This window comes from Streptomyces sp. NPDC111744, assembly GCF_055634995.1.
In genome coordinates this window covers 280,314-300,533 of the sequence record NZ_JBVKCG010000001.1, presented here as the reverse complement: position 1 = coordinate 300,533, position 20,220 = coordinate 280,314, and the positions used below count along the sequence as shown (strand labels likewise).

Annotated in this window: 20 protein-coding genes and 3 pseudogenes; 11 read left to right on the top strand and 12 right to left on the bottom strand. The window is 70.2% G+C overall.

Features of this window, described 5'->3' with window-relative positions:
- Nucleotides 1–3: 3 nt before the first annotated feature.
- Nucleotides 4–1,272: pseudogene (locus ACZ7OO_RS01390) on the top strand (relaxase/mobilization nuclease domain-containing protein); the annotation flags it as partial.
- Between the two features lie 57 nt (nucleotides 1,273–1,329).
- Nucleotides 1,330–1,836 (top strand): hypothetical protein, encoded by a 507-nt coding sequence (locus tag ACZ7OO_RS01385; protein WP_471500320.1) that lies wholly within the window; start codon nucleotides 1,330–1,332, stop codon nucleotides 1,834–1,836.
- Nucleotides 1,837–1,879: 43 nt separating this feature from the next.
- Here ACZ7OO_RS01385 and ACZ7OO_RS01380 read toward each other — a convergent pair whose 3' ends face one another.
- Complete coding sequence (locus ACZ7OO_RS01380; protein WP_358978443.1) at nucleotides 1,880–2,359, bottom strand: DUF6193 family natural product biosynthesis protein; 480 nt, start codon at nucleotides 2,357–2,359, stop codon at nucleotides 1,880–1,882.
- A 228-nt stretch (nucleotides 2,360–2,587) separates the two neighbouring features.
- Here ACZ7OO_RS01380 and ACZ7OO_RS01375 point away from each other — a divergent pair, with 228 nt between their 5' ends.
- Nucleotides 2,588–3,160 (top strand): hypothetical protein, encoded by a 573-nt coding sequence (locus ACZ7OO_RS01375; protein WP_358978441.1) that lies wholly within the window; start codon nucleotides 2,588–2,590, stop codon nucleotides 3,158–3,160.
- 182 nt (nucleotides 3,161–3,342) lie between these two features.
- Here ACZ7OO_RS01375 and ACZ7OO_RS01370 read toward each other — a convergent pair whose 3' ends face one another.
- The 4 genes and pseudogenes from ACZ7OO_RS01370 to ACZ7OO_RS01355 form a co-directional block, all read right to left on the bottom strand.
- Entirely contained in the window at nucleotides 3,343–3,888 is a 546-nt protein-coding gene (locus ACZ7OO_RS01370) for an HAD domain-containing protein (RefSeq protein WP_471500317.1), read from the bottom strand.
- 33 nt (nucleotides 3,889–3,921) lie between these two features.
- Nucleotides 3,922–4,614, bottom strand: coding sequence for a class I SAM-dependent methyltransferase (locus ACZ7OO_RS01365; RefSeq protein WP_471500315.1), 693 nt, complete (start codon nucleotides 4,612–4,614; stop codon nucleotides 3,922–3,924).
- Nucleotide 4,615: 1 nt separating this feature from the next.
- Nucleotides 4,616–5,527, bottom strand: a complete 912-nt coding sequence (locus ACZ7OO_RS01360; RefSeq protein ID WP_358978437.1) for a phosphotransferase family protein — start codon at nucleotides 5,525–5,527, stop codon at nucleotides 4,616–4,618.
- Nucleotides 5,528–5,605: 78 nt separating this feature from the next.
- Nucleotides 5,606–6,354 (bottom strand): annotated as a pseudogene (locus tag ACZ7OO_RS01355) (hypothetical protein).
- Between the two features lie 223 nt (nucleotides 6,355–6,577).
- On the opposite strand from ACZ7OO_RS01355, the pseudogene ACZ7OO_RS01350 reads away from it, so the two are divergent.
- From ACZ7OO_RS01350 to ACZ7OO_RS01340, 3 genes and pseudogenes are all read left to right on the top strand, one after another.
- Nucleotides 6,578–7,930, top strand: a pseudogene (locus ACZ7OO_RS01350) (tetratricopeptide repeat protein).
- A 1-nt stretch (nucleotide 7,931) separates the two neighbouring features.
- Nucleotides 7,932–8,468: an NUDIX domain-containing protein gene (locus ACZ7OO_RS01345; protein WP_471500313.1), complete on the top strand. Its 537-nt coding sequence runs from the start codon at nucleotides 7,932–7,934 to the stop codon at nucleotides 8,466–8,468.
- Nucleotides 8,465–8,926 carry a hypothetical protein gene (locus ACZ7OO_RS01340; RefSeq protein WP_471500311.1) on the top strand — a complete coding sequence of 154 codons (462 nt, stop codon included), beginning with the start codon at nucleotides 8,465–8,467 and terminating at the stop codon, nucleotides 8,924–8,926. Before ACZ7OO_RS01345 ends, ACZ7OO_RS01340 begins: the two co-directional genes overlap by 4 nt.
- An 18-nt stretch (nucleotides 8,927–8,944) precedes the next feature.
- Here the strand turns inward: ACZ7OO_RS01340 and ACZ7OO_RS01335 are convergent, their stop codons facing one another.
- Complete coding sequence (locus tag ACZ7OO_RS01335; protein WP_471500309.1) at nucleotides 8,945–9,487, bottom strand: hypothetical protein; 543 nt, start codon at nucleotides 9,485–9,487, stop codon at nucleotides 8,945–8,947.
- Nucleotides 9,488–9,583: 96 nt separating this feature from the next.
- On the opposite strand from ACZ7OO_RS01335, the gene ACZ7OO_RS01330 reads away from it, so the two are divergent.
- Together ACZ7OO_RS01330 and ACZ7OO_RS01325 are read left to right on the top strand one after the other, a co-directional pair.
- Nucleotides 9,584–9,940 carry a hypothetical protein gene (locus tag ACZ7OO_RS01330; RefSeq protein WP_471500307.1) on the top strand — a complete coding sequence of 119 codons (357 nt, stop codon included), beginning with the start codon at nucleotides 9,584–9,586 and terminating at the stop codon, nucleotides 9,938–9,940.
- Between the two features lie 66 nt (nucleotides 9,941–10,006).
- Entirely contained in the window at nucleotides 10,007–10,543 is a 537-nt protein-coding gene (locus ACZ7OO_RS01325) for a CbrC family protein (RefSeq protein WP_471500305.1), read from the top strand.
- 20 nt (nucleotides 10,544–10,563) lie between these two features.
- Here the strand turns inward: ACZ7OO_RS01325 and ACZ7OO_RS01320 are convergent, their stop codons facing one another.
- From ACZ7OO_RS01320 to ACZ7OO_RS01300, 5 genes are all read right to left on the bottom strand, one after another.
- Nucleotides 10,564–11,196: a DUF6000 family protein gene (locus ACZ7OO_RS01320; protein WP_471500303.1), complete on the bottom strand. Its 633-nt coding sequence runs from the start codon at nucleotides 11,194–11,196 to the stop codon at nucleotides 10,564–10,566.
- Between the two features lie 3 nt (nucleotides 11,197–11,199).
- A complete protein-coding gene (locus tag ACZ7OO_RS01315; protein WP_471500301.1) occupies nucleotides 11,200–11,931 on the bottom strand; it encodes a HEAT repeat domain-containing protein in 732 nt (243 codons plus the stop codon).
- Nucleotides 11,928–12,314, bottom strand: a complete 387-nt coding sequence (locus ACZ7OO_RS01310) for a CPCC family cysteine-rich protein (protein WP_471500299.1) — start codon at nucleotides 12,312–12,314, stop codon at nucleotides 11,928–11,930. Before ACZ7OO_RS01310 ends, ACZ7OO_RS01315 begins: the two co-directional genes overlap by 4 nt.
- Nucleotides 12,315–12,587: 273 nt before the next feature.
- The gene (locus ACZ7OO_RS01305) at nucleotides 12,588–13,169 is read right to left on the bottom strand and encodes a Uma2 family endonuclease (RefSeq protein WP_471500297.1); all 582 of its coding nucleotides are present in this window, start codon (nucleotides 13,167–13,169) and stop codon (nucleotides 12,588–12,590) included.
- A 251-nt stretch (nucleotides 13,170–13,420) separates the two neighbouring features.
- The gene (locus tag ACZ7OO_RS01300) at nucleotides 13,421–14,740 is read right to left on the bottom strand and encodes a M14 family zinc carboxypeptidase (protein ID WP_471501224.1); all 1,320 of its coding nucleotides are present in this window, start codon (nucleotides 14,738–14,740) and stop codon (nucleotides 13,421–13,423) included.
- A gap of 221 nt (nucleotides 14,741–14,961) precedes the next feature.
- Here ACZ7OO_RS01300 and ACZ7OO_RS01295 point away from each other — a divergent pair, with 221 nt between their 5' ends.
- Nucleotides 14,962–16,134, top strand: coding sequence for a HesA/MoeB/ThiF family protein (locus tag ACZ7OO_RS01295; protein ID WP_471500295.1), 1,173 nt, complete (start codon nucleotides 14,962–14,964; stop codon nucleotides 16,132–16,134).
- Nucleotides 16,131–17,366 (top strand): zinc metalloprotease, encoded by a 1,236-nt coding sequence (locus ACZ7OO_RS01290; RefSeq protein WP_471500293.1) that lies wholly within the window; start codon nucleotides 16,131–16,133, stop codon nucleotides 17,364–17,366. The genes ACZ7OO_RS01295 and ACZ7OO_RS01290 overlap by 4 nt, the downstream gene beginning before the upstream one ends.
- A 260-nt stretch (nucleotides 17,367–17,626) precedes the next feature.
- Here the strand turns inward: ACZ7OO_RS01290 and ACZ7OO_RS01285 are convergent, their stop codons facing one another.
- Nucleotides 17,627–18,628: a LacI family DNA-binding transcriptional regulator gene (locus ACZ7OO_RS01285; RefSeq protein WP_471500291.1), complete on the bottom strand. Its 1,002-nt coding sequence runs from the start codon at nucleotides 18,626–18,628 to the stop codon at nucleotides 17,627–17,629.
- A 247-nt stretch (nucleotides 18,629–18,875) separates the two neighbouring features.
- Between ACZ7OO_RS01285 and ACZ7OO_RS01280 the strand changes: the two genes are divergently transcribed.
- Nucleotides 18,876–20,213, top strand: coding sequence for an ABC transporter substrate-binding protein (locus tag ACZ7OO_RS01280; RefSeq protein WP_471500289.1), 1,338 nt, complete (start codon nucleotides 18,876–18,878; stop codon nucleotides 20,211–20,213).
- Nucleotides 20,214–20,220: the final 7 nt, after the last annotated feature.

Genomic DNA, 20,220 nt, shown 5'->3' with positions numbered 1-20,220 from the left:
ACGCGGGGGGCCCGCACCCACCGCGACGGACAACGGGCCCAGGCCGAGTGCCGCAAGATCGAGGCCGAGTTCGGCCTGCGCCGCCTGAAGTCCGGCGACCTCACCGCGCCCCGCACCCCCACCGGCGCCGAACGCGCCAAGGCCGAACGCCAGGGCCAGACGGTCACGGCACGGCAGTGGCTGCGCGAGCAGGCGTACGCGGTCGCCGCCGCCGTGCGTACCGAGACCGACTACTTCACCGTGCTGCAGTCCCTCGGTATCCAGGTCAAGACCCGCCTCGGCCCCGAGACCGGCGACGTGATCGGCTACAGCCTCGCCGCACCAGGCGACACCAACGCGGCCGGCGAACCCGTCTCGTACGGCGGCTCCAAACTCGCCCCCGACCTCTCCATCAACCGCCTGCGCGAACGCCTCCCCGACCAGGAGGTGGCCGACCGTCCGCCGTATGTGGCGGACCCCACCGACCCATGGCGCCACACCACCACCGCAATACACACGGCGCACACCGTCCTCGACTCCGGTGACGATGCCGCCGCCCAGGGCCACCTCGCAGCCTTCGGCGATGCCCTGCACAACATCGCCGCCGCCACGACCAGCCCTCACCGGGCGGAACTGCGTGCGGCAGCGATGGCGTGCAACCGCGCCCGCCGCTCCGCCACCCGCGCCGATCACCAAGCTGCCACCGCCCTGCGCAAGGCCGCCAAGGAACTCGCCTACGCCTCCAGCGAGCCGGGCGGACTCGCCATCGCCCTGCTCTTCGCCACCGTGCACCTCGCCCGCGCCGCCGCCAAGTGGCACGAACAGCGCGGCCACGAACAGCAAGCGGCAGCGGCCGAAGAAGCCTTCCGCCACCTCCAGGCGGGCTACCAGCAGGCCGCCCCAACCGTCTTGGCGGACCTGGCCCGCCGTGCACCGCGAGCCGCGACCGCTCGCCGCTTCGAGCAGGACGTTCGCGCGGCCCTCCCCGACCACGCCGACCGGATCCTCACTGACCCCGCTTGGGCCGCCCTGACCGCAACCCTCGCCCACGCCGAGACCGCCGGCCACAGCCCTCGACGTCTCCTGGCCGAGGTGGGCACCCAGCGGGAACTCGACAGCGCCGAGCACCCCGCCGAGGTCCTCAACTGGCGCATCACCGCTCAGCCGAACCGGCGGACGCAAGCGGCTCGCAGCCGAAGCACCATCAGCGGCACATCGGCCAGGCCCGCCACGCCACACCCTCCGGCCACACCAGCGGCCACGAGGCCCGAAGAACGCAGTCGGCACCGCTGACCCGGGTCAGATGCCCTTCTGCGGACGCGCATCCTCATCACGCCGTAGCCTTCCGGCGTGCGCTATCTCGCAGAACCATTCATCCTCGGCGCCCTCAAGCGGGGGTGTTCCGTCGAGCAGTTCCTCGGACCGGCTGGAACCCCCGAGAGGCCGGGGGTCCGCTGGGTCGAAATACGACCGGCCCAAGGTTCCTACGAGGTCTACCTCCACGCCGCTCTCGACTGCGAACCCCTGACATGCGACCTGGATTCGCTGCCGCCGTTGTTTGACGGCGAGCAAGAGGACTTCGGACTGCTCTTGGCAACCACGAGTGAGCCGCTTGCTGCCATGCACGCTGCAGAGAGCCAAACCGGAGCCGCACTCGAACGCTGGGTAAACCAGTCCATGACAGGCGATGAGTACCGCGACTACGTACTGGCCGGCCGCCCCGCAACGACACCTGACGACCAGTCGTGGCCCATTCCGCGGTCGCCGGCCGCCAGGTCGGCGACCGCGGAGACGATCAGCGCTGATGGGCTCGTTGAAAATGGCTCTGACCGGAGTTCCGTGAACGATCTTGAATAGAGCTACAGGGTGCTGGTGCCGAAGGCGTGGCCACACGACGTCGTCACTCGCGCTTGTCCTGAGAGGAGGTGATGGCGGGCTCAGCGCCCGTGGGTAGGAGTTCAAGCACTAGAGACACAGCCTCTTCCGCGGTATCGACTTCGCCGATCACGGCGAAGGGATTGCGTCGGCGAACCCTGAACCGTCCGTTGTGCAAGGGCTCGATCGATCCGGCCTGCACGGTCCAGGGGTAGCTGGTGGAGCTGCTGAAGAACAGGGCGAAGTGGCTGGTGAACGGGTACAGCCGCCGGAGTCGTGGTTGAGCGGCAGCGGCCTCCAGCAATGGGACGATGCCCGGATATGGGCGCCCGGGCGCGTTGATCTGGTGTGCTGCGTGGCACCACTGCCACTTGAGCCGTAGGGACTGCCAATGGGCCTCGACGGCGGCAACTGGCCCGCGACTGCGTGCTGCGGCCATGTCTGGCAGAACTGGTCTTGGAGGCAGCGATGGCTGCTGATCGGAGGTCTCGCTGTTCGCGTCCACTGCCATAGTGTCGCGGCCGGAGCCTGGAACCGGCGCTCAGAGAGCAGCTGACCAGCGATGGATCGACGCACCTGCAGAGTCGCCCGTTAGCCAGCCCTCGCGTGGGCACCGGAAGCCGTCGCCGGAGGCGATCGCTGAGTTCACAGCCTTTCGCGCCCGGCAGTCTGTTGGTCGGTGATTGACATGATGGGCGCCGGTGAGTTCTCAGGTGTCTCTAGAGGGGCGACTATGGCGTTCAAGGCCGAAGCCGATTTCGGAGTCGCCGGACGGGACGAGTGGTCCTATGCGCCGGCTGTCGGCGTTGGACCGCTCCGGTTCGGTATGACCGTCGACGAAGTGGTCGAGGCGGCTGAGATACTCGGCCAGACGAAGGTCAGCGATTGTGCACGGGACCACGCGATTTTCTCGCCGACTTGGAAGGTCGAGGTCCGCCGTCGCGGGGCGGCTCCTTCTCCACCTGCCGTCACAACCTATGTGAGCCAAGCTGTGGGCCTCTTCTGCATCGCTGCCGACGCCGTGTACGGCCCCCAGGTCGTGTACGACGGAATCCCGCTGGTCGGGCGAGACCTGTCGGAGCTGGAGAGCGACGCAATCGCGTATGCCGAGGCCATGGACGTGTACTTCCGCTACACGCCCGAGGGTTACGCAGGACCGGATGATCCCGGGGTCGTCATGCGCGGGCAACTAGTCGGGCCGGTCCTCCGATCGCGCCCGTTGTTCATGGTGACGCGCGACGGCGCGAATACCGAATGGGACTCGATGCCCTCCGAGGAGTATCGCCTCAACGGGTCGACGGCCTGACGTGGCATGACTCATGACGAGGGGTGGAGGCCCGAATACGCCAGCCCACCAGTCGAGGTCGCGTTCGGGCCGACCGTTACGTAATGCACGTCGACACCGCGAAACTGAACGGCGCCCAGGCAGGCGGCACCCACAGCGCACCCTGATGCCCTTGCTGTCCGTGGCAGCGAGGGCATCAGTCGTCAGGCGGCTCGAGCTACGGGTAACTGCGCGACCCACGTCGTGACCTCGGCCAGGTGCTCGGGCTGTAGACCGAGGTGTGGGCCGGGTTGAACGAGGAGAGTCGGCGTTCCCTTGGCGGTGCGCTCCGCCGCCCAGGCGTGGTCGAGGCTGGTGAAGTCGTCGTCGATCCAGACGGCGGGGGCGTCGCGGAGCCAGGCATCGACGTGGTCGCGCTTCCACAGGTAGCCATTGGGGTGGCTGGTAGTGATCTGGGGACGCGGCAGGTCGACGTACGGCAGGGCCGGGAGGTCGAGAAGGGGCCCGATGAGGGTAGCGGCGTCCTGCCGCCAGCTGGTGCACCAGACGGGGGCGACCAGGCCGGCACGGATCACGTCCATGAGCATGGGGCCGTGGGCAGGGTCGAGCCAGACGGTGACCGGGTTGTCGGCGCTCCGGCCGGTGGGGACGACGTCGTGGCGGGCGTGGGTGGCCGGGGTCGAGCCGTCCGCGTTGGGGAAGGGTATGAGGACGCCGTCGATGTCGAGAAGCAGGTAGGGCGGGCGCATCGGTTCCTCCGGGGGAAGCCGGGCGGGTGGCTGTCAGAGCTTGCGGGCGCGGATCAGCAGGGTGATCGGCCAGTGGCCCATGCGGGGGTCGTTGAACTCCTGGGCCGAGGTGAGCCAGAAGCCCGCCTGGCTGAGGTGCTTCTCCCACCGGTCCGTGGAGAACTCCCAGCGGGCGATGGGTAGGCGGGTGCGATCGGGAAGAGTGACGTGGTCGCGACGAGGCCGGTCGTCGCCCGAGGGGCTTCGGCCGCCACGCTGCGGGTGCGGGACGGAGAAGGCGAGCACTCGGCCAGGCGTGAGGCGCTGGGCAATGGTCGGGAGCAGGAGCTCGGACGCGACGAGCCCGACGGCGCCGAATACGGAGTAGATCGCGTCGAACTGCTCGTCGGTGGCGTGCAGGTAGTGCAGGGCGTGGCCGGCGACGAAGGTGAGGTTGTTCAGCCGTCCGTAGTGGGAGCGGGCGCGGCGGACCTGCAGGCCGACCAGGTCGACGCCGGTGACGTGGGCGCCGTGTCGGGTGGCGAGGTGGGCGGCGTTGTGGCCGGGGCCGCAGCCGAGTTCCAGGAGCCGCTTCCCACGCAGGTCAGGCCCGAGGACGTCGGCTCCGGGCCCTTGGCCGGGTCTCGTGGTCCATTCCATCCGAGCGGGTACGGAGAGGGGTTCGGCGAGTCCGGCGGCGGTGCGCTGAAGCGCGTGGGCGTGCCACGGGGAAGCCTGAGCCAGCACGTCAGATCTCCAGGAGGTGGAAGACGTCGGTGAGGTGGCGGCGGACGGCCTTGAGGTAGGCGGGGTCGGTGGCCGGGTCGTTGATCCAGCGGATGGACTGCTCCATGAACCACTCGACGGCCCACATGCGGTGCCAGCCCAGGGCCCAGTTCTCGGCGGTGAGCCCGCCTCGCGGGGCAAGGGCGTCGGGGGTGCCGCCGGCGGTGACGTACTGCTCCAGGAAGATGCGCAGGCGCACGGGGTGCGGGGGCTCGATGGTGCCGTGCCAGCTGGCGAGGTCGAGCAGGCCGGGGCCGGTGAAGGCGCGGGCGAAGTCGAGCAGCCGCCAGCCGCGCTCGCCGATGTGGAGGCTGGTGGGGTGGAACTCGGAGTGCACCCAGCCGAACGGTTCCAGTGTTGCTCCGGCCGAGCGGGCTTCGGCGGCCTTGGCGATCCGGTCGATCGCGTCCTCGACGTCGTCGGCGTCCTGCCACCGGTCGGCCTTGCGCAGCCGTTCGAGGTGTTCCAGCGCCCGGGCCGGAAGTGCGCGCAGGCGCTCCTGGCCGAGGACGGGCAAGGGCGGAGCCGTACGGGTGCCGTGCAGGACCACAGCCGCAGCGACACCGTCGAGGTCGTCGGCCTCGCGGACGGACGGTCCGAGGTCCTCCATGAGCATGCCGAGCCAGCCGTCCAGGACGGCGGAGGCGTGGACCTGGGGGACGGGTACGCCGAGGGTATGGGCCAGGCGGAGGGCCTGGTCCTCGCTGTCGAAGGGCTTCTTGGCGTACTTGAAGATGGCCGTGGAGCCGTCGGGGAAGGTCACGCGCTCGACGCCGGACATGGACCACACGCGTACCTCCTCCCGTACGGCGGTGGTCTGGCCGGTCGCGGTGAGCAGGTTGTCGAGGAGTTCGGCGCTGGGGTTTGTGGTCACGGGAGGGCTCCGGGGGATGGTGGCTTCCGGGGCGGGCGAGGGATGCCGGCCCGCCCCGGAGCCTGATCGGATGGTGGGTTACGCGGCGGGGTTCACGCGGTGGGCGTAGACCTGCTCGATCCAGCCCGCCTTGAACGCGGCGAGGTCGTCGCGGAAGTCCGCCATCGAGGCACCGTAGGGCGCGACCACGCCGCCGGACTGGTCCGGCACGGACTGGCACCCGTGCACGAGCCGGCCACCGAGCGCCGCGTGGGCCTTGATGGACTCGATCCGGCGGTGCTCGTTGAACCAGCCGCCGTGGTAGACCTCGTCGAGCATCCCGCCCATCTCGTCGTCCAGGTCGAAGACGACGGACGTGGCGGCAGGGAAGAACCAGCACGGGCCGACGTTGGAGATGTGCCCGTCCACCTCGACCTTGTTGAGCGCCATGAGCGTGGCCGCCTCGCGGAGCATCCGCAGATGATCGGCGGTGATCTGCGGCAGGCCGAGGCCGGCCAGGTGCTCGTCGCGGAAGAGATACGCGTACACCTCGTACGCGGTGGCCAGAACGCGGGCCGCATCGGAGGTGGACTCGCTGTGCTGCTTGATGAAGTCGAGCGCGAACTGCTCGACCGCGCTCTCGGTCTTCCGTCCACCTCCAGGAGCTGGGCCTTGACCAGCTCCCAGTCGGCGACGAGCCACGTGCTCGACTCGAAGCGGAAGAAGTACTCGGCCGGGTCGATCGTGATGCGTCGGCCGTCGACCTGGATGCCGGGCAGCCGGCTCCAGCGCGGGTCGAACGCCTCGGGCAGCTCGACCGTGATGGCCGTGGTGTCGATGGTGGTCACCGTGTCTCCGTCTCTGATCGGCCAGGTTCGGGCACAGGAATGCCCGAGCCCGGTGTGGGCGTACGGAACTTCGGGGTGCCGCCCGGACCAAGGGGGAGCCTGGATCACGGTCGCGCCGTTCCGGGCGGCTGCTGATAAGTGAACCGGTGGTCACGCTCAGTGGGTACGGTGGAAGGCAGTTGAAGCGGTATACGCGGTTTACAGCTCCAGGGCGGAGGCGATCGTGGCGGCGCAGCGAGAACCCAACTCCCGTCTGCGGGACGTCATCGACGTGGCCGGCTGCACTTACGAGGCCCTCGCCCGAGACGTGCGGCGCATCGCTGCCGAGAACGGCGAGTTCTTTCAGACCAACAAGTCGGCCATCTCGCACTGGGTGAACGGCACTCGTGCCCCGTCGGGCCGAGTAGGCCAGTACCTCGCCGAAGCGCTGTCCCGTCGAGCGGCGCACGATCACCCAGACCGAGATCGGCCTCCAGACCAGTGATGACGAAGAGTCGGCGGAATCCGACCCGTCCTCGCCGTCACCGACCTGGGCCGGGCCGACGTCGAGCGCCGCCGCTTCCTCGCCATCGCGGCCTTCACCACCGCCGGCGTCGCCATGCCGCTCGGCTACGACCACGAAGCCACCACCCGTATGCTCCGAGCCCGCACCGGCACGTCCCTAGTCGGCGCGGAGGACGTGGACGTCGTACGCCAGATCACCGCGGCCTTCAGCGCCGCCGACGAACGCCTCGGCGGCGGGCACGGACTGACCACCGTCACCGCGTACCTCGCCGACACAGCGGCCCCCATGCTGCGCGGACGCTTCCCCAGCGATGCCTTACGCTGGGCCGCCTTCGGCGCCGTCGCCGAACTCGCCTACCTCGCAGGGTGGAAGCACCACGACCTCGGCCAGGAAGGCGCCGCCCAGCGCTACTACCAGGTCGGCTACAAGCTCGCCTGCGAAGCCGACCCCCACGGCCACGCCGCCTGGATGATGCGCGCCCTCGCCCACCAGGCCCTGAGCTTCAAGCAGCCCCACCACTGCGTCGACCTCGTCGAAGGCGCCCTACGCACAGGTCTCGGCCACGTCGACGGCCAGACCGAGGCCCTCCTCCACATCACCCACGCCCGCGCCTACGCGGCCACCGACGAGAACCCGTCGGCCGCACGCGCCCTCCTCGCCGCCGAGGACGCCCTCCTACGGGACGACGGCCCCCAGCCCAGCTACTCCCGCGTGAGCGGCCCGGCCGCTGGCACCGTGGCCAGCCACACCGCCCGCACCCTGACCGACCTCGCCGACCACATCGGCACCGAACAACAGCACCGCGATGCCCTTACCCGCTGGGACCCCGAAAAGTACAAGCGCGTCCACGCCCTCACCCACGCCGACCTCGGCGACAGCCTCGCCGCCCAGGCCCGCGCTGACGAAGCCGTCGCCGCCTGGACCCAAGCCCTGGTCCTCATGGAGGGCATGACCTCCGACCGCACCCGCAAGGCGATCACCTCGATCCGCTCCACGCTCGCGGTCTACCAGCGCCGCCGCGTTCCCGGCGCCGCCGATCTCGCTCGCCGCGCCCGCGAGGCCCTCGCCTAACATGCCCAACAACCCGCCCGACGAAGGGAACACCGTGGCCCAGCAGACCGACGACCGCTCCCAAGCCCTCAAGCCGGCGCTCGAATCGATGACCCTGCTGGTCGCGGCCGTCATCGTCCACGACAAGGCCACCAACCGCGTCGTCCTCCTCCAACGCAGCGAAAACGCCAAGTTCGCCCAGGGCCTGTGGGACCTCCCCGTCGGCAAGAGCGAGCCGGGCGAACCCATCACCGAAACTGCCGTGCGCGAGCTCTACGAGGAGACGGGACTCACCGTGAAGCCCGAGTCTCTCAAGATCGCCCACATCATCCACGGCGCCTGGGGCGTCGAAGCCCCCAACGGCTTCCTCACGGTCGTCTTCGCCGCCCACGAATGGACCGGCGAACCCGAAAACCGCGAACCCCGCAAGCATTCCCAGGTCCGTTGGGTCGAAGCCAACGCCATCCCCGAAGTGTTTGTGGATACCACGGCCAGCGCCCTCCATCACTACCTGAATGACGGTTCGGAGGTCTCGCTGAACGGCTGGTCGGCAGCGTGAGCATCACGCTGCTCCACCTCATACCCAAGGATCCGCATTTTTCGCCTACGACGGCTGCGAGCAAGGCTGCGCAGGCCCAGCTGCAACAACTGGTTCCTGAAGCATTGGGCGGTTATGACGTCTGGGACATCCCCGGCACAGCCTTCATCGACCCCGGGGAGAACTGGTGCGGTGTTCGGTGCCCCGTGTGCAGCTCCGACATCCAAGACTGGTGGGGCAACGCGATGGACATGGCGGCCCTTCCGGACGGCTATTTCGACTCACTTGCCGTGACGGTGCCCTGTTGCTCTACCCAGACGGACTTGAACGCCCTCGACTACGTGGAGGCTGCGGGTTTCGCCAGGTACAGCCTCGTGACCACGGATCCAGAATGCGAGCTGCCGCTACCGCCAGCTAGCGTCCAGGCGCTGGAGGGCCTCCTGGGTACGGACCTGCGACAGGTCATCGCCCGGTACTGACGTCAAGCGCTGGCTTCGCTATGCAGGGTCGCTCGGAAACAGAAGCTCGTACGGCAGGTAATCGTCGTCCGGCACGCGCGGCACGTAGTCCGGGGCCGTGCGTGCAGCCACCGCCAGCAGGCGAGCGGCAGCCTCCTCCTCGGAGATGGAGGCAAGCCCGAGGGCGTGCAGAAGGCGGTCGCGCTCGGCGTCGAAGTCCGGGTGGTCGGCCCGAAGGTCCGAGCCGAGCTCGCTGATCGCGAAGCCCTTCGCCAGGTCGCGCCAGAAGGGCAGCACCACGATGAGTGTGATGGCCTCGACGAGGTCGGCGCCGATCAGTGTGGCTTGGCCCTCCGAGTCGGCGTACAGGACGGGCCTCTCCTCGGCCCCGGCTTCCCCGCACAGGAAGTACGTGCCGCCGGCGCCGCAGCCGGCTATCGGGTGTAGGGGGATACCGGTGGGAAGGGCAAGGTCTTCAACGGGGTCCCGGCGTTCGACGTCGAAATCGCCAGGCCAGGCGAGCGCGGCAGCAAGGGAAGGCTCCTGCTCGATCCGAAGGAGTAGATCGTCTGGTGCGGTCATGGGTGGAACGTAACAGCGCCCTCGGACATCTGGTGCGGCTGGCATGCTGATCGACGCTCAAGGGGTGCTGTCAGTGGGGCATGGCACAGTTCGGCCATGAGCTACGACCTGGCGGTGTGGGAAGGCAGCAAGCCCGCTGACGATGTGATCGCGGGCGAGGTCCTCACCCAGCTGTACGACCGCTATATCGACACGGAGGAAGTGTTTCCACCGTCACCGCGTATCGCGGAGTACGTTGCTGGGCTCTTGGCGCGATGGGTGGATCTCACGGAGGACGAGGAGGACACCTCCCCCTGGTCGACGGGGCCGTTGATCGGCGAGGCGTCCGGGCCGTTCATCTACTTCCCGATGCGGTACAGCATGGCCGAGGAGGCTTCGGCCTACGCCACCGATCTCGCGGCATCGATGGGGCTCGTTTGTTATGACCCGCAGGCTCGGCTGCTGCAGCCGTGACCGCCTTCGGACCGAGGGCGGGTGCAGTCCGGCACGACCTTCTTGTGCGCAGGTAGCGTGACCGGCATGTCCGAGGAGTTGCCCGGTTTTCCCTACCACCCCGACCCCTTGGCGACCGGGGCGGTCGTTGCGTCCAGCACGACGTGCCTCTGCTGCGGGAGGGCGCGGGGGTTCGTCTACACGGGCCCGGTGTACGCGGTCGAGGAACTTTCCAACCTGCTGTGCCCGTGGTGCATCGCGGATGGCAGCGCGGCTGCGAAGTACGACGCGCACTTCATCGGTGACCCGGTCGGGGACGATGTCCCGCTTGAGGTCGTGATGTCCGTCGATGCGTGTACGCCGGGCTTCTCCTCCTGGCAGGACCCGCGGTGGTTCTTTCACTGCGGTGACGGTACGGCGTTCATGGGGGCGGTGGGGGCGGCTGAGCTGGCCACGTTCCCAGATGCCTGGGAGGAGCTGCGCAGCGAGGCCGGCGCGTGGGGGTGGTCTGCCGAGACAGTGGAGAGCTATCTGGGTGCTCTGGACAAGGACAGTCAGCCCACCGGCTACCTCTTCATGTGCCGCACTTGCGGCCGATACATGGCGTACGCGGACTTCACGTAGCAGCAGTCAGGCGGCTGCGGCTACGGCCGGGTCCAGCTGTTGGCGAAGTCGCAGTGGAGGTCGGTCCAGCGGCGCTGCTCGTGGGCTGTGTAGCTTGGTTGGTCGCGGAGGTGGACGAGGGCATTGACCCACTGGTCCCAGAGGCCGTTGGGCTGGGTGAAGCGGCCGGCGTGGTGGGTGCCGAGGTGGGCGTCGAGGCGGAGGAGGGCACCGAGGGCTGCGGGCTGGTCGTAGCGGAGGTCGGTGCGGGGGAGGTAGTGGTCGAGGTAGGCGGTGAGGATCTCGGCGTCCGAGTGGGTGCCGAAGCGGGCCAGAGCGAAGCAGTAGCCGCGCCCGGAGAAGCAGAACTCGCTGGCCAGGAGCAGGTCGCCGATGCGTTCGCGGAACGTGGCTCGTCGGCCTACGCCGATCAGCCAGGCACTGGTGAGACGTGAGCGCCACTCGTAGCCGAGGAGGGCCTCCAGCTCGGCGTCGGTGATCGTGGCCGAGTCGTCGATGAGGTGACGGGCGAAGCGTTCGGCGTGTGGCCACCCGGGCCGCAGGACGCGACCGCTTTTCAGGTCGCGGTAGCGCGGGTGATCCGAGTCCTTCCTCGTCACGTAGCGCTCGATCACGTAGCCGTAGCCGCTCTCCTCGGGATGCTGGAACGGCATCGGTCACCTCTCCGGGTACAGGTCGGTACGGTCGATCCAGGTGGGGGCGACGAAGATCTTGTCGCCGACGGGGGCTTCGGACGCTTCCAGCAGGGACCATGTGCGGGCCTCTTCGACGAGGTGCTCCCAGGGCGCAGTCCAGTCAAGTTCCCAGTCCAGGGAGGTGTCGGAGATGCCGTACGTGCCGCCCGCCTCCACCCGCCAGAACTGGGAGTAGAGGATCACCTGGGCGTGGTCGGCCAGGTCGTTGATGATCTCGATGCAGCGGGCCGAGGGCCAGCCAGGGGCGTCGTCCGCCGCGGTGGCGCGTAGGCCCGCTGTGAGCGGTGGGACTACAGGGATGCGGGCGCCGAGTTCCGTCAAGGCCCAGCGGATGCCGCCCGGCTCGGTCCAGTCGGGCGGGGTCGCCCGTTCCAGGCAGGCGCGGTAGGCGCGGCGCAGGGGTTCGATCGCGCCGTCGATTTTCAGGCTCGCCATGGCGATGGCCGCCCATTCGCGGACGGTCGGGTTGTCGCTGTCCAGCAGTCCGATGAGGGCGGGGCCGCAGCGGCGATCTCCCACCTCCTCGAGGACCTCGATGGCGGTCAGCTGGCCGAAGCCACCGAGGGAGGGGAGTCCGTCGATGATGGCGGGGATGGCTTCGGAGCCGATCCAGATCAGTTCGGCGCGGGCGTCGTAGGACGCGCCGGCTTCGCCATCGAGCTGCTGGACGAGTCGCTTGATGTGGGAGGTCATGACGCCGGGTGGTCGCGGCGCCAGAAGGTGGGCAGCCACCAGCAGAGCACCGAGCGGTCGTCGGGCCACGGGGCTCGGTCCTCGGCTTCCCAGTCCTCGAAGGAGTCGCGTGTCAGGTCGATGGGGCGCCAGGCTGGGTCGAGCGGCTCGTCCTCGGCCGGAGGGCGGGCGTACCGACGGCCGTGCTGGTCGCAGGCTCCGAAGTCCTGGTAGTTGCGCTGAGCCTCGATCAGGGAGACCTTGTTCGCGCCGCCGGGCATGGCCGGCCAGCGGAACTGGACCCCGTCGTCCTCCCAGAAGCAGACGGGGCAGATCTCGTACGAGCCGGGCATGGCGTCGAGCACGCGGTGCCCGCAGCAGGGACAGGGGTAGCGGTCGCTCACCTGCGCAGTCTCGTTGCAGGTCCGGCCGGTGCGCCATGGATTTCTCGGCCTCGGGCCCCCCGGACAGTCCGCAGCCAGTCCGCAGGACACCCGTAAACAGCCGTCTGGAGCCAACGCACGTCAACAAGGAAATCCCAGGTCAGGGACCTAGAGGGGGCTCCGCCGCAGGTCAGGACCAGTCCGCAGACATTCCGCTTCAACGTCTGAACAGCAGGGGTCGTGCTCCGATGAGCCCGACCCCTTTTGTCTTCCCGTGCCGACCGGGTGCCGGCTTCAGTCGCCTCGGGGCGGGGTGAGCTTGTCGAGATCCAGGCTGATCTCGAAAGGCACCGGGCGCTTCAGGGCGCCCCGGAAGATGCCGGCCGGTGCGTAGGCGCCAGTCGGTTCGTCGAGTTCGTAGACGTGGACGACGGGGCTGCCGCCTTCTTCCTCGATGCACCAGTAGTGCGGGATGCCTGCCTCCGCGTACTTGCGGAGCTTGACCGTACGGTCGCGGTGCGCGGACTCGGGTGAGACAACCTCGATGACGAGTCGTACCTCGTCAGGTGCGAACCAGGTGCGGTCCGGGTCGTAAGCCGCGGTCGTCACCAGCAGATCCGGCTCCGGACGGTTCCGCTGGTCGAGGCGGATCGTCATCTCCCGTTCGACCTCGAAACCGGCTGGTGCGGCGGCCGTGAGTGTCGTGGTGAGGGAGGTGACAAGGCGGCCGTGCCAGGACCGCTGGGGCGACATCATGAAGACGAGGGCTCCGTCGATCAGCTCGGTGTGGCGGGGTGCCTCGGGGAGGCGGTCCAGGTCCTCCGCGAACCAGCCTTCCGCGCGCGGCGGGCGCATCCACTCGGGCAGTGCGGTCATGGCTCAACCGTAGCGATCCGGCGAAGCCGGAGCCATGAGACCGCTTCTGTCCTCGCCCGGCGCCCGGCCGCGCCGTCTCCGTCGGGGACATGCTGCACAGTCCCGTCCCGAATCCGGTGCTCGCCGACGCGCTGGACACCGAGCACATCCAGGCCGAGGGTTCCAGGTACGTGCCGAGCCGCCGCCCCCGGCCCACCTGACCACCCCCCCGGTCGGCGACGAACACGTCGAACCGGCCGCCCGCCTCCCGGTCAGCCGAGGGCGGTCAGTGTGCTCTCGGCCGCCGCCAGGACCGTGCGGGTCTGGTGGGCCACCTGCCGGGGCACGGGCACCGGGCGCAGGCGCAGGGTCTTCTCGAAGTCCGTGCACCAGGTGGTGAAGAGGTGGTCCAGGTCGCGGTGCAGCCCCGGCGCGGCGCTGTCGTCCGCCGTCTCCAGCAGTCGTAGCAGCAGGCCCGCGGCGCGCAGCGGCTGTCGGCGGGCCACGATGTCCAGGGCGCAGACCTGGGCCGTGGTCAGCCCCGGCGGCCCGTCGGCGGCCTGCCGGGCGAGTGGTTCCCAGGAGTCGGCGACCAGGTCGTAGAGGCCGCCGGCCATCCACTCCAGGACGCGTCTGGGCGCGTTGTCCCGGGCCGCCGGCAGAAAGGGGCGCGCCTGGTCGAGGACCGCGGTCACCTGGCGTCCGCCGTCCCGTACCAGCGCGGCCAGACCGCGCAGGACGGCACCGGCGTCCGGGTGCGGGGACGGGTCGTCGGCCAGGTCGGTCGCCCACAGCGGTACTTCGACGATCGCCGTGACCCCGCCGTACCGCCCGGGTGCGCACCAGGTCGACGCCCCGATGTTCTCGGACCCGGCCGCCAGCCGGGCCGTGCTCTCCGGCGGCGGCAGGACATAGACGCCGGGGCCGGGGTTCTCCCAGTGCAGGGCGTCGAACGTGCCGTGCTGGAGCGGGATGCCGAGCGCCGCGGCGGACTTCTCGAACGGCGTGGTGAGTGGGGGGAGGGCACGGGTCAGCTGGACCCAGGTGCCGCCCGCTTCGACGCTGTGCAGGGAGCACTGGAGGACCGGCCGCAGTTCGTCGATGACGTCGAACAGAGCCTGGCTCTCGGGGAGGTGCCGGGACTCGATGGGTGCCCACTCCGGCTGTTCCGCCGCGACCGGGCGGTAGGCGGCGCGGTAGTAGTCGGCCAGGGTGTGGCCGGCCTTGGCCGTCGCCTCTTCGATGCCCTGGCTCAGCGCGGCCCCGTCCGGGTCCAGGCACAGGACGATGTCCCAGGTGACGAGGGACAGGTCGGTCGCCGTGGCCGACCGGTCGCCGTGCGGCCCCGGTGCCACCGGTGCGCTCGCGACCTGTTCCGCCAGGGCGATCGCGGTCGTGCCGCCGACCGGCTCGTCGGGGTGCGGCCGGGCGACCACCAGGACGTGGTGCGGACCGTGTCCCACGGACAGCATCAGGATCGGGCGGCCGGCCCGGGACGTGCCGATCCGGCGCAGCCGGCCGGTCCCCGGGAACCGCGAGACCAACCGCCTGGCCGAGTCGGTGACTTCCGCGACCGTGAGGTAACGGTCCAGCATCGGCGTCTGGTCAGCTGCCGCCGTTGCCACCGCTGTCGCCGGTGGTCTCCTTCTTGTCCAGCGGCCGGATCTCGATCTTGTTCGGCATGCCATGTCCTCCCGGTGGTGGCTGTGGCGTGCAGTGATTGACGTGCTCTTGCCAGAGTTCGCTGTACCGGTAACCCTTGTCAACGTCCTTGGTCCATCGGCTGGTTGAGGCTCGGGAGATTGGCGCGAAGATGACGGTACCCGCGATGCGGCGGCCTCGGATCAAGCCGGAACACCGGGCCTACCGGACCGTCGACGGCCATGTGCGGATCGGGAGCGTCGTGCACGGCATCGGGGCCGAGGTCACGGATCCCGACGGCTGGGTGTGGACGCTGGTCGAGACCATGGACGGCACCCGGAGCGCCGCGGACATCGTCGCCGAGGTGTCCCGCCGCCACCCCGGACTACGGCTGCCCGACCCGGACATCGCCCAGGCGATCACGGACCTGACCATGGCCGGGTACGTGGAGGACGCCGGTGTCGCGCCGCCGGCGGAGCTGTCCGAGCGGGAACGCGAGCGGTACGGCCGGGGCATGACCCTGCTGCGCTGGATGGACCTCCGGCCCCGGGAGAGCGCCTGGGAGCCGCAGCTGCGGCTGCGCCGGGCCCGGGTGCTGCTGGTCGGCGTCGGCGGTACCGGCGGGGCCGCCGCGCGGGACCTGGTGGCCTCCGGGGTGGGGCGGCTGCACTGCGTCGAACCGGACGTCGTCGAACTGTCCAACCTCAACCGGCAGACCCTCTTCGGCGAGCGCGACCTCGGCACACCGAAGATCGACGCGGCGCTGACGGCACTGCACGCCCTGAACTCCGACACGACGGTCACGGGCGAACGCCGGGAGGTGCACGGGCCGGGTGACCTGGAACACCTGCTGACCGAGGGCTCCGCCGACGGCTCGGGCTACGACGTACTCCTCCTGGCCGCCGACCGCCCCGCCGCGATCCGCAGATGGGCCAACCAGGTCTGCCTGGCCACCGGCACGTCGTGGGCCGAGGCCGGGTACCGGGGCCCGCTGGTGAGCGTCGGGGTGTTCGCGCCCGGCCGGGGCGCGTGCTGGGAGTGTCTGCGCAGCGCCGAGGTCGAGCGGCGCGACCTGCGGCTCGCGCCCGGCCAGGACGAGGAGGTCGCCTCACCCCGGATGCCGTGGAACCCGGTCAACTCGGTGACCGCGGGCCTGTCCGGCAGCCTGCTGGCCCATGCCGCGCTGATGCTGCTGTGCGGGATCCCGCCGGTCGACCCCGGTTGCCGGTTCGGCCTCAACCTCATGCTGCCCGGCGAGCCCGTGATGCAACGCTCGGAGCGCCGCCCCGACTGCCCCGCCTGCGGCGCCGCCCGCACGGCCCGGACGGCCGGGGACCTGACGTGACGGAGACCGCGGCGACGGACCGGACCCGGATCGAGCCGTCGACCCGGGTCCTGCTGCACGACCTCGGGATACGGCGGGACCGGGACGAGTGGATCGTGGGCCGCATGGCCACCCGGACCTTCGTCGCCCTGCCCGCGGCCGGGGCCCGGGCGGTGGAGCTCCTCGGCCAGGGACTGAGCGTCGCCCGCACGGCGGAACTACTGCACGAGGAGACGGGCGAGGAACTCGACATCACGGACTTCGTCCGGGACCTGGCCGCCCTGGGGTTCGTGGCGCGGATCGGGGACTGCCCGGTTCAGGACGCCGTACCGCCGCGCGCGTCACTGCCGTGGCTGCGGCCCCGTGCCGTCCGGTTCGCCCTGCACCCGGCCCTCGCGGTGCTCGTCGGAGTGCTGCTGACGGCCGCCGTCGCCGTCCTGGCCCACCGTCCCGACCTGGTCCCGGGCTACCGCGACCTGCTGTGGAGCCGGCACGGCAGCCTGGTCCTGCTCACCGGGGCGGCGGCCGGGTGGGCGCTGCTGTTCGCCCACGAGCTGGCGCATCTGGTCACCGCCCGGGCCGCGGGCGTGCCGGGGCGGATGCGGCTCGGCACCCGGCTGCAGTTCCTGGTCATGCAGACCGACATCAGCGGCATCGAGCTCGCGCCCCGCCGCCAGCGGCTGACGGCCTACCTGGCCGGTATCGCCCTGAACCTGTCCGTCGCCTCGGCCCTGGTCCTGGTCCTCGCCCTGACGCCCACCGGGACGACGGCCCACCGGGTGCTCGCCGCCGCCCTGCTGCTGGCCCTGCTGCCGCTGCCGTTCCAATGCATGGTGTTCACGCGCACGGACCTCTACTTCGTCCTCCAGGACGTCACCGGCTGCCGGAACCTGTACGGCGACGGTCTGGCCTACGCCCGCTACCGGTTCCGACGGCTGCTGCGCACCCCCCGCCCTGCCGGGGCCGGTGACCCCAGCACGCGGCTGCCCCCGCACGAGCGCCGGGCCGTCCGGCTCTACAGCGTCGTCCTCGTGGCCGGTACGGTGGCCTGCCTGGCGTTCATGGCCGCCGTCACCCTTCCCGCCGACCTCACCCTGCTGGTCCGCGCGGCCCGGGGACTGGGCCCGGACCACGGCCTCGCGCGCAACGCCGACTCGGCGGCCGTGCTGGTCACCCTGGGCGGCGTCAACGTCCTGTGGCTGGTGACCCGCTGGCGCGACCGCCGCGCACGCCGGTCCGCGGGACGGGCCTGAAGCACGAAGCCCGCGACCGGGCCCCCGCGCCGCCGCACCGAGAGCGGCCCGCCACCTGCGCCGACGCCGTCGGGACAGCGGGCCGAGTACGTCCGCCTCCGCGACACCGGGCCGCGTACCTCCGCCGGGCCGGCGAGCCGCGTACCCCGGCACGCCTGGGCAGCACGGACGGCAGGCCGCTCAGGGGCGCGCGAAAGGCGCGCCGACGCCCCCGACTCGGTCAGCCGCTCTGCCCACGCACAGCCACTCCCGCCCCCTGGCTACGCCGACTCGCGCAGCCGCAGTTCCGCCCCCACGGTCAGTTCGTCGGGGCGCAGCGGCCCGGCTCCGGTCAGGAGCCTGGCCGTCTGTTCGACGGCGAGCGCGCCGAGGCGGCGGGTGTCCAGGGCCACCGTGGTCAGCGCCGGCTCGACGAGGGTGCCCAGGCCGAGGCCGTCGAAGCCCAGCACGGCGAGATCCCCGGGGACCTGGCGGCCGAGCCGACGGGCGGCGCGCAACGCCCCGAAGGCGATGATGTCGTTGAACGTGAACACGGCGGTCAGATGCGGGTACCGGACCAGGAGCTCCTGGAGCGCGTGCTCCCCGCCGTCGACGCTCTGGTCGGCGCGGGCCACCGAACCGGCGTCCAGCGCGCACGCGGACATCGCGCTGTCGAACCACTCGTGCCGGACGCTCGGCTCGGAGCGTTCCGCGTGATCCAGCATGCCGATGTGCCGGTGCCCGGCCCCCATCAGGTGCCGTATCGCCGCGTGCACGCCCGCCTCGCCGTCGATCCGGATCGAACTGAACCGCTCGGTGGGGCGCTTCCGGTCGATGAGGACGACGGGCAGCCCCCGGGTGAGCCGGGCGATCTCGTCCTCCGGCAGGCTCAGGTAGCCCACCACGGCGTCCACCTGCGAGGCGATCACCTCCAGGGTGCCCCGCTCCTCCTCGATCCGGTCGCCGGTGTCGTACACCACGACGTGCCAGCCGCGGCCCCGGGCCGCGTCCAGCGCGGCGGCGGCGACCTCGGTGAAGAACGGGTTGAGCAGGTCGGGGATCACCAGTCCGACGCTGATCGTGTCCTGCCGCACCAGCCCGCGGGCGAACCGGCTCGGCCGGTAGCCAAGGGCAAGGGCGGCGTCCAGGACGCGCTGCTTGGTGGAGGCGCCGATCTCCCCCTTGTCGTTGAGCGCACGTGACACGGTCTGCCGGGACACTCCCACGGCTTCGGCCACATCGTCGATCGTCACCCTGCGGGGTCCGGTCCCCGACGGCGCCATCACTCACCTCCGTGCAGTTGCCGACGCGACCGCGTCGCAGGGACACCGAGTATGCCGGGTCCGACGTATTGAGTCTTGACACTCCGGCGGGCCGAAGTTCACACTCCCAATCACTTCCCGTTACCGCTCCCGTGAGCGCTCACGTTACCGCTCACGGAACCTGATTCCAACCAGAAGGCATCCGCCTCCAGGTGTCAACGTCGACCCGCCTGCCGCCCTCGGCCAGGCGTTCTCTGGAACGGAAGATATGAGCAGCACAGCCACACGCACCCGCCTCGCCGCCGCGGCCGCCACGGCGGGCATCGTCGTACTCGCCGGATGTTCCTCGTCCGGTTCGTCGGACAAGGCGTCGTCCGCCTCGTCCTGCGCTCCCGCGAAGGGCAAGGTCACCCTCCAGTACTGGAACACGGTCCCGGGCATGGACAAGGTCGTCGCCCTGTGGAACAAGCAGCACCCGGACGTCCAGGTCGAGACGAAGAACATCTCCAACGACCAGTACGGCACCCTCGGCAACGCCCTCAAGGCGGGCAAGGCGCCGGACCTCGCCCAGGTCGGCTACGACGAACTGCCGAACCTGCGCACCCAGAACGCCTTCGTGGACGCCTCCGCCTGCAAGGCGGCCACCGCGGCCAAGTCGAAGTTCGTGCCCTGGACCTGGTCGCAGACCAGCTTCGGCGGCACCGGTGTGTTCGCCCTGCCGCAGGACACCGGCCCGATGGCCCTGTTCGTGCGCACCGATATCTTCAAGAAGTACAACGTCGCCGTCCCCACGACCTGGGACGAGTACGCGACGGCCGCCGAGAAGCTGCACAAGGCCGACCCCAACCTCGACATCACGTTCTTCGACCCGAACAACGCCGAGTGGTTCAACGGGCTGCTCTGGCAGAACAACGCCCAGATGTACGGCTACTCCGGCGACAAGTGGCAGGTCAGCGTCGAGTCGGCGCAGAGCAGGCAGGTCGCCGACTACTGGCAGAAGCTGATCTCCGGGAAGCTGGTGCGCACCGACCTCGCCAACGGGTCGACGCAGATGTACGCGGCGTACCAGAAGGACCAGATCGCCAGCTACGTCGGCGCCGCCTGGGGTTACAGCATGTTCCGCGACAACCTGCCCAAGCAGTCCGGGAAGTGGTCGATCGTCCCGATGCCGACCTGGGGCACCAACGGCTCCTCCGGTGACTGGGGCGGCTCGACCGTCGCGTTCATGAAGGGCAGCAAGCACCTCTACGAGTCGGTCGAGTTCAACACCTGGCTGAACAGCGACCCGCAGGCGCTGGCGATGGAGAACGAACTGGGCGGCCTCTATCCGGCGGCCAACGCCGGGCTTGAGCTCCCCGCGCTCTCCAAGGGCGTGCCGTACTACGGCAACGAGAAGATCTTCGACGTCTTCGCCGACTCGTCCAAGAAGATCGACACCAGCTTCTCCTGGGGCCCCACCCAGAAGACGGTGAACCTGGCGCTGCAGGACGCGATGGCCAAGGCGGCAGGCGGTGACGGCACCCTCACCGACGCGCTCGCGGCCGCCCAGGCCGCCGCGCTGAAGTCGATGAAGGACCAGGCCATCCCGGCCGCGGCGGGCAAGTGACCGCCGT

Coding starts and splice junctions, on each gene's coding strand:
- ACZ7OO_RS01375 (WP_358978441.1), top strand. CDS start 2,588: ATGGCGTTCAAGGCCGAAGCCGATTTCGGAGTCGCCGGACGGGACGAG.
- ACZ7OO_RS01370 (WP_471500317.1), bottom strand. CDS start 3,888: ATGCGCCCGCCCTACCTGCTTCTCGACATCGACGGCGTCCTCATACCC.
- ACZ7OO_RS01345 (WP_471500313.1), top strand. CDS start 7,932: ATGCCCAACAACCCGCCCGACGAAGGGAACACCGTGGCCCAGCAGACC.
- ACZ7OO_RS01335 (WP_471500309.1), bottom strand. CDS start 9,487: ATGACCGCACCAGACGATCTACTCCTTCGGATCGAGCAGGAGCCTTCC.
- ACZ7OO_RS01330 (WP_471500307.1), top strand. CDS start 9,584: ATGAGCTACGACCTGGCGGTGTGGGAAGGCAGCAAGCCCGCTGACGAT.
- ACZ7OO_RS01325 (WP_471500305.1), top strand. CDS start 10,007: ATGTCCGAGGAGTTGCCCGGTTTTCCCTACCACCCCGACCCCTTGGCG.
- ACZ7OO_RS01320 (WP_471500303.1), bottom strand. CDS start 11,196: ATGCCGTTCCAGCATCCCGAGGAGAGCGGCTACGGCTACGTGATCGAG.
- ACZ7OO_RS01315 (WP_471500301.1), bottom strand. CDS start 11,931: ATGACCTCCCACATCAAGCGACTCGTCCAGCAGCTCGATGGCGAAGCC.
- ACZ7OO_RS01305 (WP_471500297.1), bottom strand. CDS start 13,169: ATGACCGCACTGCCCGAGTGGATGCGCCCGCCGCGCGCGGAAGGCTGG.
- ACZ7OO_RS01295 (WP_471500295.1), top strand. CDS start 14,962: ATGACGGTACCCGCGATGCGGCGGCCTCGGATCAAGCCGGAACACCGG.
- ACZ7OO_RS01285 (WP_471500291.1), bottom strand. CDS start 18,628: ATGGCGCCGTCGGGGACCGGACCCCGCAGGGTGACGATCGACGATGTG.
- ACZ7OO_RS01280 (WP_471500289.1), top strand. CDS start 18,876: ATGAGCAGCACAGCCACACGCACCCGCCTCGCCGCCGCGGCCGCCACG.